Source organism: Bradyrhizobium sp. BRP19 (assembly GCF_020194195.1).
In the GTDB taxonomy this organism is placed as follows: domain Bacteria; phylum Pseudomonadota; class Alphaproteobacteria; order Rhizobiales; family Xanthobacteraceae; genus Bradyrhizobium; species Bradyrhizobium yuanmingense.
The window spans coordinates 789,896-804,417 of sequence record NZ_JADYVZ010000001.1; the positions used below are offsets into that span (position 1 = coordinate 789,896).

The window sequence follows — 14,522 nt, forward strand, 5'->3', positions numbered from 1 at the left end:
GCTCCCCATGCGCAACACCGCGATGAACATGGTCCACAAGCTCGCCGCGCGCGACGAGCGTGTGCTTTACATCGGCTCCGATCCGGGTGCCGGCACGCTGCGCGCGATGAGCAAGGAGTTTCCCAAGCGCCACCTGATCGAGGGCATCTCGGAAGCGCATATCATCGGCATGTCGGCCGGTCTCGCGATGGAGGGCTTCGTGCCTTACGTCAACACCATCGCGACCTTCCTCACCCGCCGCTGCTACGAGCAGGTCGCGGTCGATCTCTGCCTGCACAATCTGCCGGTACGGCTGATCGCCAATGGCGGCGGCCTCGTCTATGCGCCGCTCGGTCCCACGCACCAGGCGATCGAGGACATCGCCATCATGCGGGCGCTGCCCAACATGACGGTGATCTGCCCGTGCGACGCCGACGAGGCTGCGCGCATGATGGAGCAGACGCTGGATTGGAAGGGCCCGATCTACATCCGGCTCGGCAAGGGCGGCGATGCCATCGTGTCCAAGGCCGAGCACGGCTTCGAGATCGGCAAAGCCATCCTGATGCGGCCGCCCGGCGACGTCCTCATGGTGACCACCGGCATCATGCTCCAGCGCGCCCTCGCCGCAGCCGACCTGCTGGCCGCGCAAGGCATTCGCGCCGGCATCCTGCACATGCATACCGTGAAGCCGCTCGATACCGCAGCGCTGCTGCAGGCGATCCGCGGCACCAGGCTCGTGGCCACGCTGGAGGAGCACGTGCCCTCCGGCGGCCTCGGCAGCGCGGTCGCGGAGGCGCTGATCGACAAGCTCGGCTCCGGTTTCCCTGCGATGCTGCGGCTGTCGCTGCCCGACCGCTTCATGCACAATTACGGCTCTCAGGACTCGCTGCTGAAGAAGCACGGACTCTCCGCCGGCGCCATTGCGACCTCGATCGAGCATGCGCTCGCGGCGTCGCACACCCCCTCACCTCAACTTCATTCCACCTGACGGGTCACATGTACGACGTTCGATATTCCTATCTGCTCGAGCAATTCGCGGATCCCGCACCGATCCTCGCCGAGATCGGCCGGCTGGTTGCGACCGGTGACTTCACCCTTGGCAAGCCCGTCGCCGAGTTCGAGAAGCGCTTCGCCGAATTGATCGGCGTCCGGCACGCCATCGGCGTCGGATCCGGCACCGACGCGCTCAAGCTGCCGCTCAAGGCGCTCGGCATCGGTCATGGCGACGAGGTCATCACCGCCGCGAACACCTTCATCGCCACGGTCGGCGCGATCGCGGAAACCGGCGCGACGCCGGTTCTTGTCGATTGCGACGATTCCTTCTGCATGAACGTGGACCAGGTCGAAGCTGCCATCACCGGGAAGACCAAGGCGATCATGCCGGTCCAGTTGACCGGCGAGGTCACCGACATGGGCAAGCTGATGCCGATCGCGCAGCGCCACAACCTGCCTGTGGTCGAGGACGCCTGCCAGGGCATCCTGTCGGAGTTCGCGGGAAAACGCTCCGGCACCCACGGCATCGCGGCCGGCTTCTCGCTGCATCCGCTCAAGAACCTCAACGTCTGGGGCGATGCCGGCGTCGTCGTCACCAATGACGACGGCATGAACGAAAAGCTCCGCCTGATCCGCAACCACGGCATGAAGAACCGCGACGAGATCGCGATCCTCGGCTGCAACTCGCGGCTCGATTCCTTGCAGGCCGTGGTCGGCAACTGGCTGATCGGCCAGACCAGCGAGATCACGCGCCGCAGAATCGAAAATGCGGCCTACTACGATGCGGGTCTCGCCGGCCTGCCCGGCCTGCGCGTCCCGCCGCGCCGTCCCAACGTGAAGCACGTCTACCATCTCTACATGGTGTTCGCCGAACGTCGCGACGAGCTCTACAAATATTGCCTGGACAACGGCATCGAGGCCAAGATCCACTATCCGATCCCGCTGTACCAGCAGGAAGGCCTGAAGCATCTCGGCTACGCGCCGGGCACGTTCCCGGTCACCGACCGCCATGCCAAGGAAGTCATCAGCTTCCCGGTCGACCAGCACCTGACGCGCGCCCAGCAGGACCGCGTCATCGAGACCGTCAGGAAGTTCTGCCATGGACGCTGACACCGGCCGCCGGCGCATCGGCTACGTCAATCTTCCTGCGCAGTTCGAGGAAGAGCGCGCCGAGATCATGCAGGCGGTCGAGGGCGTGTTCCAGCGCGGCGACTTCATCGGCGGGGCGGCGGTCGGAAGGCTCGAGGAGGAATTGTCCGCCTATCTCGGCTCGCCGCATGTGGTGACGCTGAATTCGGGCACCGACGCGCTGATCCTCGCCATGCGGGCGCTCGACATCGGTCCCGGCGACGAGGTGATCACGCCGCCGAATTCGTTCGTAGCATCGACCGCCGCGATCATCGCGGTCGGCGCCACGCCGGTGTTTGCGGACGTGCTGCCGGACCAGAACATCGATCCGGCCGCGGTCGAGGCCGCCGTCACGCCGCGGACCAAGGCGATCATGCCGGTGCATCTGACCGGACGCATGGCCGACATGGCTCCGCTGATGGCGATCGCTGCGAAGCACGCGCTCGCCGTGATCGAGGACAGCGCCCAGGCGGTCGGCTCGACCTATGACGGCCGGATGAGCGGCACGATCGGCACCTTCGGCTGCTTCTCCGCCCACCCCTTGAAGAATCTCAATGCCGCCGGAGATGCCGGCTTCCTCGTCACTGCCGACGCCGAGCTTGCCGCAAGAATCCGACGGCTGCGCAATCACGGCCTGATCAACCGCAGCGACGTACAGGAATGGGGGATCGTGTCGCGGCTCGACACGCTCCAGGCCGAGGTGCTGCGCATCCGCCTGCGCCACCTTCCTTCCGTGATCGAACGCCGGCGGAGCAACGCCGCGCAATACCGCGCCGAGCTCGCCGGCCTGCCGTTGTTCATTCCGCCCTGCCGGAACATCGAGTTCAACACCTTCCACACTTTCGTGGTGCAGACCGAGCGTCGCAACGACTTCCAGAAATATCTTGCCGACAAAGGCATCGAGACCGCGATCCATTATCCGGTTCCGATCCACCTGCAGCCGGCAGCAGCGCATCTCGGCCATGGCCGCGGCGCGTTCCCGGTGACGGAACGGCAGGCGGACCAGATCCTCACGCTTCCCATCAACCAGTTCCTGTCGGCCGCCGACCTCAGCTATATTTGCGCGACCGCCCGGGAGTATTTTGCATGACGGACACGGACTTCCTGCACGCCGACGAGCAGGCGCTGGCGCAGCGTTTCATCGACGATGGCTTCGTCACCACCCCGGCCGACGATCGCGCCGGGCTCGACCGGATCCAGCGCCGTGCTGCCGAGCTCGCGGCGGACTATCTGAAGCTGCCGCACAGCAACGATCCCTACGCGATGCTCGACACCATCCACACGCGGGTGAGCGTGGATGATCTCAACGGCCTGCGGCTGCACGTCTTCAACGGCCTCAACGCCGAGCCCTGGTTCCGGCCGACCTATTTCCGCCTGGCGCGCTCGACGATCGAGACCATCGTCGGCAACGAGCTCTGCATGCAGCGCCGCGTCAATCTCAGCATCCAGCTTCCCGGCGACAGCTCCTCGCTGCTCGCCACCCATTCCGACGTCTGGTCGGGCGACTCGCCGTTCGAGGTCGTGGTGTGGGTGCCCCTGGTCGATGTCCACCGCACCAAGTCGATGTATCTGCTGCCGCCGTCCCTGAACGGCGAGATGCAGGACCGGATGGCGGCCATGCGCAGCGCCGAAGAGCTCTACAAGACCATCAAGCCGCACGCGACCTTCATCGAGATTCCCTACGGTCACGTCATGCTGTTCAACCAGACCCTGATGCACGGCAATCGCGTCAACGAGGAAGCCGGCACGCGCTGGAGCATGAACTGCCGCTTCAAGAGCATCATGTCGCCCTACGCGGACAAGCGCTTCGGCGAGTTCTTCGAGCCGATCCTGCTGCGCCCCGCAACCCGGGTCGGGATGCAGTACAAGCTGCCGGGAGGCTTCCATGGCTGAGCGAGCCGGCCATCGCGGCTATATCGGCGCCAGGCCGCTGAACGGCAGCCGCACCCCGCAGCACGTCCAGAACATCGTGATCCGCGACTATGCGCGGCGCAAGAACCTGCACTATCTGTTGAGCGCCGCCGAGCACACCATGCCCGGCAGCTACATGGTGCTGGAAGACATTCTGGACGAGCTGCCGCAGCTGCGCGGGCTGATCCTCTACAGCATTTTCATGCTGCCGCCCGACAAAGCACGGCGGCGGCAGATCTACGACCGCGTGCTGCGCGAGGGCTGCGATCTCCATGCAGCGGTCGAGGAGATCACGCTGGCGTCGCAGAAGGACATCCAAGCCGTCGAGGACATCCTGCTCGTCAACAAGTTCGCGACTATCCTGTGATGATGCCGCGGACCGGTTGGCCCCCATGACCGAGATCAACCTGCTCCAGCCGATGCACGCATCGACGAGGCGGGACTACGTCCAGCGCGTGGTCGAGCACGACAAGGCGGAATCCGCCACTGTGGCGCGGCAATGGGGACGCGACTATTGGGACGGCGACCGGCGCTACGGCTACGGCGGCTATCGCTATGACGGACGGTGGCGCCCGCTCGCCCAGACCCTGATCGATCGCTACGGCATCAAACCGGGCATGAGCGTACTCGACGTCGGCTGCGGCAAGGGCTACCTGCTCTACGAGTTCACCCAGCTCGTCCCCGATCTCAGGATCGCCGGCATCGACATCTCCGAGTATGGCATCGCCAACGCCAAGGAGGAGGTGCGGCCGCATTTGAAGGTCGGCAGCGCCGTCGAGCTCCCCTACCCCGACCACAGCTTCGACCTCGTCGTCTCGCTCGGCGTGCTGCACAACCTTCCGCTCGAGGACGTGTTCCGCGCGGTGCCCGAGATCGAGCGCGTCGGACGCGGCACCTCGAAATATTTGATGGTCGAATCCTTCCGCAACGAGCGCGAGAAGGTCAATCTGCTTTACTGGCAGCTCACCTGCCTGAGCTTCCACGGCCCGCAAACATGGGCCTGGATCTACGACAAATGCGGGTATCGGGGCGACCATGGGTTCATCTTCTTCGAATGAGGCAGGCCTGCACCGGCCGACCTCGTTGCGCGCGCAAAACCCGGAAGTGTACTATTCGGACGACGCCATCGTCACCGCGGATGACGCCACGATCGCGGAGCTGAAGCGCATCGCTGCCGGCAACCCGCGCCTGCGCAGCCGGCTGTGCACGCATCCCGATCCCTCATCGGGACTGCACGAGATGCTGATCGTGCATCATCGCGAGGCCTATGTCCGGCCGCACAAGCACCTTGGCAAACCTGAATCGTTCCACGTGATCGAGGGGACCGCGCAGGTCGTGATCTTCGAGGACGACGGCGGCATTCGCGAGGTGCTCGAGATGGCGCCCTACGGTCGGGGCAAGCGCTGCTATTATCGCATGCCGGAACAGGTCTTCCACTCGATCCTGATCACCTCGGAATGGCTGGTATTTCACGAAACCACCGCCGGCCCGTTCGATCCTTCGCGCACGGCATTTCCCGACTGGGCGCCTGATGGCAGCGACGCTGCCGCGGTGCAGGACTACGTCACAAGAATTGGTAGGCTCGCCGCGGAGCATCTGAACAAACGAGGCAAAGCCTAGGACCATGGTCACCCCCGTCGGTTTCGACGATGCTCGCACGAATGTAGATCCGAAAGCTGCGGCTCTCCGACAACGGGAGCGGGCGGGCATTGGATACGTCTACGTCGCTCTGGTTCTCGCCTTTGTTACGGCCGTGCCCGCGCTGTTCGCGCGTGAGGTCTTCGGCGACGATTGGACTGTGTACTACATCTATTGGACTCAAGGTGCCGCTGGCGTCGCTCGCGTGCTGTGGGAGTCGGCACACGCCGGCTTCGCAATCCCGATGACGCTGTTTGTGGCGCTTTTGAACGATACTCCCGATGTCTCTGCGCGGCTCGCGGGACTAGCCTGCCATCTGGTCAACGGCGTGTTGCTTCACTCCGTCCTGTCGCGATCATCCTATACCAGACGGATCGCCGGTCTTGTCACGGCTCTGTTCCTGCTCAGCCCGTTCTATGCAATTCGCCTGACACTCAACGCGGTCTACGACTTCTTCCTGCTCTTCTATCTGCTGTCCTACGAGCTGTCCTATTCGAAGGTGCGGGCGCTTCGATGGAGCGCACCTTTTTGTCTGTTATTCGCGTTGTCGCTCGAGACTCTGATCGCCCTCGAACCGGTTCGCGTCGTGCTCGCCTGGTCTGGTCCCGAGCGGTGGAGGCAGAAACTCGCGCGTCTTGTACCGTTCTGGCTGGCCGTTGCAGCCATGATCGTTCTGCGACTGACAATTCTGGGGAAGAGCGGCCACTACGCCGGACAATACAGTTTCGCGAACGATTTCTCGATCATAGCCAATGCGCTCTATGCGCACCTCATGGCCTTCCCGAGCGGCCTGAGCTACGCATATTCTCACGGGGTTGCGCTGCTGGGGCTTCCTGTTTCCGCGGCAGTGACATTGGCCACGATCGCCGTCTTTGCCCGGTTCTCATCGACAGCATTGTGGACGCCCTGGCTGCTGAACGGCCGCTCGACCACGAATGCGATGCTTCCGCTGCTGGTGCTGGGAGCCGCGATTGCCCTCATCGGCGCGCTGCCCTACGCTCTTACCGGAATTTATGGCGACGTGACGCGGGGCGAGTCCAGGCTACTCTTTCCCTCGCAGTTCGGCGTCTTGATCCTGATGGCGACCGTTGTGCAGGCGATTCCGGGATCGCGCGTCCGCGCAGCCGTCGCGGGGGGCTTGGTCGCGATCTTCGCCTTGTCGTCGGCTCACGATTCCAAATGGCTGCTCTACGACGGGTTGCTCAGCAGCGACATGCTGCGGCAAGTCCGAGCAGCCTTGCTCGCGGACCCCGAGCCAAAGGTCGTTAAGCTCCAGTTCGAGAACTCGCACGTCTTCTCGTTCCGCTCACGATGCCTCGGCGGCAATGACATGAACGTGGCACAGACGATCCTGCGGGATGAAAATCGGGAGCGGTCGTTTATCTACACGGACTACTGCGGGGATTTTACTGATCCTCATTTCGTTGTGAACGGCAACTGCCCGGTTTCCTACCTCGAGACCTTTCCTTGCCCACCCCGTCGCGAGACCTGGCGCTATCGCGCCGCCCCGGGAATTCCACGACCCGACGACATTGGATTCATCGAGCTTCTGACGGCGACCCTCGGAAATAACTCCTCGGCCACGGAGGGCCGCGGTGAACTGATGCAGTTGAAGGATGGAGAGCCGGCCCCTGTGGCGAGAGCCGAGTATCGGCCGCCTTGCAATCGGCCTGGCGTCCGAGGCGCAGCCTGGTTGCTGGCGCTGCCGGCCCCGGCATGTGAAGGTGCTGCCTCTGGAGTTCGCTAGAGCATGCGTCAGCCATGGAGGGTTCCAGCGCCCGTCATCCAGACACAAACATTGCCATGCCGGAGGCAACCACGGGCTTCGCGGGATTGTTCAGGGAACGCTGTGGTGGTAGAAGCGCCTCGCAACGGGAAGTTCAGGCAATTGGGGACTGGACGTGATTTCAGAGAAAGTTAGATTTTCCGCTGTGTTCGACGCAGCCTCCTCCCCGACTTCGATCGTAGCTAGCCTCGAGACCTCCTAGTGGAGTACACAAGGGAATTCTCGATCGCCGCCAGAGCTGTTGTGGTCGCCCTGCTGGGATGCGCCGTCGCCTACGTGGTGCTGCTGCTGGTGAAAAATCACCTTCCGTCATTTCAATCAAATTTCGTCGAAGGCTTCGACATGGCCTTGGCAGACAGGAATTGCGATTTCTGCAAGAAGGCGTTCTACGGCTCGTTCTTCCTGTCCGGGCCGATTGCGGCAGCAGCGGCATTGTACGCGACGTATCGATCATCGGGCTCGCTCGCACTGAGCGCCATCACGGCGAGCTTCGTCTATCTTGCCCTCGGCGCTGCCAACGATTGGAGGAGCCCCGGGATCGCGATCGCCCTGCTGGCGGTCGCCGCTATCACCGTCGCGCTCAATCGAGACGCCAACAATTACCTTCCTGCTGCAAAACCCTCGACCGACACCCGGTTCAGCGTGGGGGCCGGCGATCTGCTCGCGATCATATTCCTCGCTCTGCTGCTGATCCCCTCCGACCTCGAAGGCCTGACCGCGGCCGTGAGGGACGAAGCGCACAAGGTAAGTTACTTCATCGGCCCCGCGCTTTATGGCTACGCCCCCGGGCTCGTTCCCGGATTGGACTTCCATTCGCATTACGGCCCTGCGCTCGGCTGGTTCTTTCATCTCATCATGGGAGATGACTGGAAATCGGCGGCGATGCGAGCGGTCGGATTGAACATCGCGGTCACGCTCGCGACCTACGTCCAGGCCTACTTTCTTCTGTATTACTTGATCCGCTCGAAGCTTGCCGCGATCGCCGTCATCACGGCGCTCGCCGTGCTGGCTTTCTCTACGACCGGCCAGTTCTACTCGCCATCTGCCTACCCGACGCGATTTCCGCTCTTGATCGTCTTTGCGCTCGCGATCAGCCTGCACTGCACCGCTCCCGGGCGCCTGACATGGCTAATCCTATCGGCCATCATGTGCGCCGTCTCGCTGCTCTGGCAGACCGAGATCGGGCTGTTCTTCCTTGTGACGGGTACCTTCGTCGCGGCGATCGCCGGAGGGTTTCCGAACTATCGCAATGCCCTCGTGTTCGCAGTCACATCGATAGGTGCCGCAATCCTAATGTGCCTGGTGCTGTTCGGCACGAGAGCCTTCTCCCTGGAGTTTCTGATCGAATGCTTTCGCCCGCTCGTACTCTACGGGACCGGGTGGGGAAGCACGCCCATCAAATGGGACTTGGGCTGGGGCATCATCTACAATCTGCCGCTCCAGATCGTCGGATGCATCACTGTGGGCTGGGCCGCGATCCGGCTGTCACGGCCCTCCGATTCTTGGCATGACCGGTTCGTGACCGGGATTCTGCTGACGCTGTCGATGATTGGCATGGCGCTGATGATCAAATGGGTCAACCGGACGCTGGACGCTGTCTGGCACCAGAACGCGTTGCCGCTGGTGATGGTCTCGGCCTGGTGGATCCGCCAGTTTTCAACGGGGTGGCAACCGTCGTTCCGAAGAACCGCCGGCGCCATAACGGCCGCTGCGACCGTTCTTGCGCTGCTGTTCGTCCAGGACAAGAACAATCCCCACCTCTACGGCCTGAGATCGTATGCAACTTATCCCAGCCTTCTGCGGTGGCCGTTCGTCTCGAGCCCGGCGGTCACGTGGCAGGAGGACCTGGATCAGATCACCGAGGCCGATGCGAAGTTCATCCAGGATAAAACCAGGCCAGACGAGAGGGTTCTGGTCATCGCCCTCAGGGATTGGGCCTATCTGGCCCAGGCCCATCGGGCGCCGATGGCCTATTTCATGCCGTTCCTGGTGTCCTTTGACGCGCGGTTCCTGGATCGCTCGATGAACCCGGCGGACCGGCTGTTCTACGACAGCATGGTTGAGCGCAGGCCGGAGTACCACCATGTTCAAGAGGTCATGAAGCGGATCAAGCGGGATTTCGTGGCCGTGGAGACCCGGGGTAATTTGACACTCTACGAGCGGCGGCGGCCTTGACGTCGACCGTGCTCGCAGCCGTCGCGCGCGTACATGGCCGGCCGCATCCACCTCCAATTGAGGGACGGCGGCACGTCTTGCAAGACCTATCCACGGCTGCTACCTGCTTTGGCCGAGAACGCACAGGCCGGAGGAATGCCCCGCGTAACCCGGTTATGATGTATCCGGGAGCGTCTCGTTGCCGGCCACGCCGGTTTCCATTGAAGGTCGCCTCGTCAGACCTGCTCAAATGCGAGAATAATCAGTGACCGATCATTGCCGCCTCTGCCATTCGACCAACCTGCGACCGGTCATCGACCTCGGGCAAATGCCAATCGCGCATCGACTTCGGCGCAGCCGGAACGAGCAGGAGGAGCGGTATCCGTTCGAGGTCCTCGCCTGCGGCGACTGCGGCCTGCCGCAGATCGTCAAGCCGATTGATCCAGACATCCTCTATCGCCAGTTCAACTACAATTTCAGCAGCTGGAAGCCGGAGCCGCACCAGGTCGACGAGCTCGACACCATCGCGAAATTCTCGAAGCACCAATCCGTGTTCGAGATTGGATGCAACGACGGCCTGTTCATGGATAAGTTGCGCGAACGCGGCGCGAAGGTCTTGGTCGGTGTGGAGCCCAACCCCGTGTCGGGCAAGATTGCCCGCGAACGCGGCATCAAGGTCTATTCCGACATGATCAGCCCGGCCCTGTGTCACGACGCGGTCGCCCAGTCCGGCAAGTTCGATCTTGTGGTCTCGCGCCAGGTGCTGGAGCACATCGTCGATTTCGAGAACTTCTTCGACTGCGTGAAGATCGCGCTCAGCGACGACGGACTGCTGTTCATCGACGTGCCCGACTTTGATCCCGGTTCGACGGCGGGCGACCTCTCCGTGCTGTGGGAGGAGCACGTCAGCTACTTCACCGAGCCGACGCTACTCGCGCTCTTGGTCCGCCACGGCTTCGAGGCCGTCTCGGTGAAGAAATACAATTTCAGCGGCGGCAGCCTCGCGATCGCCGCCCGTCGTGCAACCCGCGACGTGACGCCGCCGCCTGCGCCCTCCGGCGTCGGCGAGAAATTCGGCCAGCGCGCAAGGGAGTACGGCGCGCGCCTGCGGCCGATCCTCGCTAAGGCCCGTGCGAACGGCGCCGAGATTGCCATCTACGGCGCGGGCTGCCGCGCCTGCACCTTCACCAACGCGCATGAGCTGGCGGAGCTCGTCGATCTCTCCGTCGACGACCAGAAGGAGCGCCAGGGGCTGTTCCTGCCCGGCACCGGCATACCGATCCGTTCGCCGGACGAGCTCGCCGGCAAGTCGGAGCCGCTCGTCTGCCTTCTCGCCGTGAACCAGGAAAACGAAGCCAAGGTCAGCAGCCGGCTGCGCGAGAACGTGAAGCGGCCGCTGCACATCGTTTCGATTTTCGCGCCCTCCGACATCTGGAGCGAGCTCGACCGGCTCGAGGCGGCCTTGGGTTAGGGACGCGGCATGGCTGACGAGAAGCTCTTCAATTACTACGAACGTCAGGACGTCCTACCGACGTTCGGGAATTTCAAATCGGCCGCCGAACTCGATGCATATGCCAGCCAGCGGCGCGAGCTGTTTTCAGACAAGCTCGTGCTGCCGCCGCGGCTGTTCCGCGATGCGGAGGTGCTCGAATTCGGTCCAGATTCCGGTGAGAATGCGCTGGTGTTTGCCGGCTGGGGCGCGAACATGGCGCTCGCCGAACCGAACCGGCATGCGCATCCGAAAATTGAGACCTATTTCGCGCATTTTGGCCTGAGCGAGCGCCTGCGCGAACTCGCGTTGGCCGATGTCGAAGGATTTCGCAGCGAGCGCCGCTACGACATCATCGATGCCGAAGGTTTCATTTACACCGTGCAGCCGACCGAAAATTGGCTCGGCGTCTTCCATCGGCTGCTCAATCCGGACGGTTTCGCCGTCGTGTCCTATTACGAGCGCTATGGCGGCTTCTTCGAGCTCGCGCTCAAGGCAATCCATGCCGCCGGCAAGGCTTTGTCGGGCCGTCCCGCACTCGAAACCGCGAAGACGCTTTTCGACGCGAAATGGAACAGCATTCCGCACACCCGCAGCTTCGAATCCTGGCTGATGGACGTGCTCGAGAACCCGTTCGTCCGGCATCGGTACTTCCTCGACGCAGCCGCCTTGTGCACGGCAGCGCATGAGCAGGGATTCGACATCCATTCGGCGTGGCCAGCCTATCGCGACAGCCTGGACGTCTACTGGCACAAGAAGGTTCTCTCCGCCGACGAGAAGCTGCGGCGTGCGGCGCGCCATCTCCACCGCAGCCGCCTCAGCTTCCTCGGCGGACGCAAGCTCTACCTGGTCGGCAAGGCCGATGCCGTGGCGGCGATTTCGGCATCGATCGAGACGCTGGTTCTCGACGTCGACGCGATGATCGACGCCCCCTTCGGCGAGAGCCTGCCGCGCGTGACCGCAAGCCTTGCGTCCTTACGCGAGGCTATCCGAACGACGGACATTCTCGCGGACGATGCTTCCGACATCGAAACCATCGTTGCGACGCTCGACAGTTTCCACCGCATCTTCGCCGCGATTGGGCGACGCGATGCGCCTGCGGTCACGGCCCTGACCCAGACAGATCCGGCATTCATCAACACCTGGGGACAGCCGGCGCATTTCCTCGTCATCCGGAAGCGCTTCAAGGGATCATAGCCAGTGAGGCCAGGCATTGGCATCATCGGAACGGGGATGGTCGGCCAGATGTGCCACCTCGCCAATTTCGTCGCCAATCCCGCCTGCCGCGTCGTCGCCATCGCCGATCTCCGGCCGGATCTCGCTGGCGCCGCAGCGCAGAAGTTCGGCATCTCGCAGGTCTACGGCACGCATCGGGAGTTGCTCGCGGACGCTGCGGTGTCCGCTGTCGTGGTCGTGACAAAGCGGCGAGCCACCGGTCCGATCGTGCTGGACGCGTTGAACAGCGGCCGCCACGTGCTGTCGGAGAAACCGATGGCCTATACGACGGCTCAGGCGACGTTGCTGGTCGAAGCGGCGCGGCAGCGAAACCTCGTCTACAGCGTCGGCTACATGAAGCGTCACGATGCCGGTGTGGCGCGCGCGCTCGATGTGCTGACGCGCTTGCGCAACGACCGATCGCTCGGACGCGTGGTCCGCGCCAAGGGCTGGTGCTTCGGCGGCGACACCGGCCGGTCGCGCGACAATTTCGTGATGACCGGCGAAACACGGCCGGACGGGATCGAACTCTGGAAGGACGGTCCCGACTGGATGCCGAGCACGATGCGGGCCGGCTACGACAACTTTCTGAACGTCTTCAGCCATATCATCAATCTGACGCGCTACCTGCTCGGATCATCGCCAACGGTCGCCGACAGCTCCGTCGAAACTTCGGGAGCCGCGCGCATTACCCTCGACTTCGACGGCATCGCTTGTACGCTGGATCTCGTGAACGGGTCCGAGGGAGCCTGGCGCGAGGGTCTGACGATCGATTTCGAGCGCGGGGCGGTGACCTTGAAACTGCCCCCGCCCTTTGCCGAGCAAGAGGCGGAGGTCATCGTCGAGCACGATGGTCAAAGCACGCATCTGACGGGTGAAAAGAGCTGGGCATTTCGGCGCCAGGCCGACGCCTTCGTTTCCGATATCGCCGAGGGACGCCCCCCCCTGGCCTCCGGCGCGGACTCGGTGACCGACATCTCACTGGCGGAGATGGTCTACAAGCGGCGGGCTGACGGCATCGCATGATGCGGAAGTTTGCGCAGCCAGCCGTTTCCATCGCGACACACGCGAGTCCGCGTGACAATCGCCAGTCAAAGGCGCCGGGCTGCCTTGACCTGAAAAATACGACCCCCTATAGACTTTCGCTCTGACTGGCCTGAGAGGCGTCCGGGACGATTTTCCGCAATGAACCTGCTACCGGGCCCGGCGCAAGCTGCTGCGATTGGTGTCAGCCTCGCCTTTCCACTGTTGTTGCTGCTTTACGCGCGCATCGCCGCCACCGGCGGAGCCGGCCGTCGCTTCCGGCTGGGCTGCATCAGCGTCGTCATCCTTTACGCCGTCGCCTGTATCGCCCTTCCAGGTCAGCGCCACGTCGGCGATGTGCTTGGCGGTCTCTTCCTGCTCGGGACCGCAATGATGCTCTGCTACATCCTGTTCAGCCTGCTGGCCTGGGGCTTCACGCTGACGCTGCTCACCGCACTCGTTCAGGCTGGACATCCTCTCACCCTGGAGCAATGGGCGACAGCCTACATGCAAGGTGGAGATCTCGGCACCTTCACGCACAATCGCCTGAAGCTCCTGATCGGGGCCGGGATGGTCATCACGGCGGACGGCCGGCTTGCCCCCACCTCCAAGGGGGTTGCGGTAGCGCATCTCGTCAAGCTCGTTCGTCTGTCGACAGGCCTTGGGTGAGTCGATGTCCTTTGCTGTCGGACTTGCCGCCGTCGCCGTGTTCGCCCTGCTGGCGCCTGCCCTGCAATTCATGGCCCGCGCACGCGCTTGGCCGCTCGGACCCGTGACCCTGCTGGCGATTGCCACGGTTGTCTCGCACGGTTTCGGGGTGATGCTCGGAATTCTCTTCGTCCCGCAGCTTCAGTACTGGGACGCCGCATCGATTTTCGGATTTTGCGTCATGGCTTACGTGTTCGCCTTTGGCGCCGTGTATAAATCGGTTTCGCTGGGCATCCTGCTCAGCCTCGTCGATCGCCCCGATCGCAGGGCACCGCTATCGGAGATCGCTGACGGGCAGGTTCCAGATCTGTTCCGCGGACGAATTGGGAACTTGGTCGATGGCGGCCTGGTGGAACGGTCCGATTCGCACTTCGCGGCGACGGCGGCGGGCCGGAATATGGCAGGCCACGTCGGACGGCTGCGCCGCGCCTTCGGCATTGGCGACACCAGCCTCTATGATTTTTCCGACTAGTTGCGCGGAACACACACATCATAGGT

General features: G+C 63.3%; 14 protein-coding genes. All 14 read left to right on the forward strand.

The window, feature by feature from the left end; all coding sequences use genetic code 11:
- Positions 1-7 precede the first annotated feature (7 nt).
- The 14 genes from I6F36_RS03815 (at position 8) to I6F36_RS03880 (ending at position 14,496) form a co-directional block, all read left to right on the forward strand.
- The gene (locus I6F36_RS03815) at positions 8-967 is read left to right on the forward strand and encodes a transketolase family protein (protein WP_036010951.1); all 960 of its coding nucleotides are present in this window, start codon (positions 8-10) and stop codon (positions 965-967) included.
- Positions 968-975: 8 nt separating this feature from the next.
- Positions 976-2,082 (forward strand): DegT/DnrJ/EryC1/StrS aminotransferase family protein, encoded by a 1,107-nt coding sequence (locus I6F36_RS03820; RefSeq protein WP_036041517.1) that lies wholly within the window; start codon positions 976-978, stop codon positions 2,080-2,082.
- Positions 2,072-3,190: a DegT/DnrJ/EryC1/StrS aminotransferase family protein gene (locus tag I6F36_RS03825; RefSeq protein WP_225132604.1), complete on the forward strand. Its 1,119-nt coding sequence runs from the start codon at positions 2,072-2,074 to the stop codon at positions 3,188-3,190. Before I6F36_RS03820 ends, I6F36_RS03825 begins: the two co-directional genes overlap by 11 nt.
- The gene (locus tag I6F36_RS03830) at positions 3,187-3,993 is read left to right on the forward strand and encodes a sporadic carbohydrate cluster 2OG-Fe(II) oxygenase (RefSeq protein ID WP_225132605.1); all 807 of its coding nucleotides are present in this window, start codon (positions 3,187-3,189) and stop codon (positions 3,991-3,993) included. The genes I6F36_RS03825 and I6F36_RS03830 overlap by 4 nt, the downstream gene beginning before the upstream one ends.
- Positions 3,986-4,378 (forward strand): LIC12192 family sporadic carbohydrate cluster protein, encoded by a 393-nt coding sequence (locus I6F36_RS03835; protein ID WP_225132606.1) that lies wholly within the window; start codon positions 3,986-3,988, stop codon positions 4,376-4,378. Before I6F36_RS03830 ends, I6F36_RS03835 begins: the two co-directional genes overlap by 8 nt.
- A gap of 25 nt (positions 4,379-4,403) precedes the next feature.
- Entirely contained in the window at positions 4,404-5,069 is a 666-nt protein-coding gene (locus I6F36_RS03840; RefSeq protein ID WP_225132607.1) for a class I SAM-dependent methyltransferase, read from the forward strand.
- Complete coding sequence (locus I6F36_RS03845) at positions 5,047-5,631, forward strand: WbuC family cupin fold metalloprotein (protein WP_225132608.1); 585 nt, start codon at positions 5,047-5,049, stop codon at positions 5,629-5,631. The genes I6F36_RS03840 and I6F36_RS03845 overlap by 23 nt, the downstream gene beginning before the upstream one ends.
- A 4-nt stretch (positions 5,632-5,635) precedes the next feature.
- A complete protein-coding gene (locus I6F36_RS03850; protein WP_225132609.1) occupies positions 5,636-7,396 on the forward strand; it encodes a hypothetical protein in 1,761 nt (586 codons plus the stop codon).
- Positions 7,397-7,711: 315 nt separating this feature from the next.
- Positions 7,712-9,610, forward strand: a complete 1,899-nt coding sequence (locus I6F36_RS03855; RefSeq protein WP_225171037.1) for a hypothetical protein — start codon at positions 7,712-7,714, stop codon at positions 9,608-9,610.
- Positions 9,611-9,854: 244 nt separating this feature from the next.
- A complete protein-coding gene (locus tag I6F36_RS39830) occupies positions 9,855-11,060 on the forward strand; it encodes a class I SAM-dependent methyltransferase (RefSeq protein ID WP_036010928.1) in 1,206 nt (401 codons plus the stop codon).
- A gap of 9 nt (positions 11,061-11,069) precedes the next feature.
- Positions 11,070-12,275 carry a class I SAM-dependent methyltransferase gene (locus I6F36_RS03865; protein WP_225171038.1) on the forward strand — a complete coding sequence of 402 codons (1,206 nt, stop codon included), beginning with the start codon at positions 11,070-11,072 and terminating at the stop codon, positions 12,273-12,275.
- 3 nt (positions 12,276-12,278) lie between these two features.
- Positions 12,279-13,319, forward strand: coding sequence for a Gfo/Idh/MocA family protein (locus I6F36_RS03870; protein WP_225132612.1), 1,041 nt, complete (start codon positions 12,279-12,281; stop codon positions 13,317-13,319).
- A gap of 159 nt (positions 13,320-13,478) precedes the next feature.
- Positions 13,479-13,985, forward strand: coding sequence for a hypothetical protein (locus I6F36_RS03875; protein WP_225113242.1), 507 nt, complete (start codon positions 13,479-13,481; stop codon positions 13,983-13,985).
- A gap of 4 nt (positions 13,986-13,989) precedes the next feature.
- Entirely contained in the window at positions 13,990-14,496 is a 507-nt protein-coding gene (locus I6F36_RS03880; protein ID WP_225132613.1) for a hypothetical protein, read from the forward strand.
- Positions 14,497-14,522: the final 26 nt, after the last annotated feature.

Bases quoted from the DNA above. Each gene is read 5' to 3' on its own strand.
- I6F36_RS03815 (WP_036010951.1), top strand. From the start codon at position 8: ATGCGCAACACCGCGATGAACATGGTCCACAAGCTCGCCGCGCGCGAC.
- I6F36_RS03820 (WP_036041517.1), top strand. From the start codon at position 976: ATGTACGACGTTCGATATTCCTATCTGCTCGAGCAATTCGCGGATCCC.
- I6F36_RS03825 (WP_225132604.1), top strand. From the start codon at position 2,072: ATGGACGCTGACACCGGCCGCCGGCGCATCGGCTACGTCAATCTTCCT.
- I6F36_RS03830 (WP_225132605.1), top strand. From the start codon at position 3,187: ATGACGGACACGGACTTCCTGCACGCCGACGAGCAGGCGCTGGCGCAG.
- I6F36_RS03835 (WP_225132606.1), top strand. From the start codon at position 3,986: ATGGCTGAGCGAGCCGGCCATCGCGGCTATATCGGCGCCAGGCCGCTG.
- I6F36_RS03840 (WP_225132607.1), top strand. From the start codon at position 4,404: ATGACCGAGATCAACCTGCTCCAGCCGATGCACGCATCGACGAGGCGG.
- I6F36_RS03845 (WP_225132608.1), top strand. From the start codon at position 5,047: ATGGGTTCATCTTCTTCGAATGAGGCAGGCCTGCACCGGCCGACCTCG.
- I6F36_RS03850 (WP_225132609.1), top strand. From the start codon at position 5,636: ATGGTCACCCCCGTCGGTTTCGACGATGCTCGCACGAATGTAGATCCG.
- I6F36_RS03865 (WP_225171038.1), top strand. From the start codon at position 11,070: ATGGCTGACGAGAAGCTCTTCAATTACTACGAACGTCAGGACGTCCTA.
- I6F36_RS03875 (WP_225113242.1), top strand. From the start codon at position 13,479: ATGAACCTGCTACCGGGCCCGGCGCAAGCTGCTGCGATTGGTGTCAGC.
- I6F36_RS03880 (WP_225132613.1), top strand. From the start codon at position 13,990: ATGTCCTTTGCTGTCGGACTTGCCGCCGTCGCCGTGTTCGCCCTGCTG.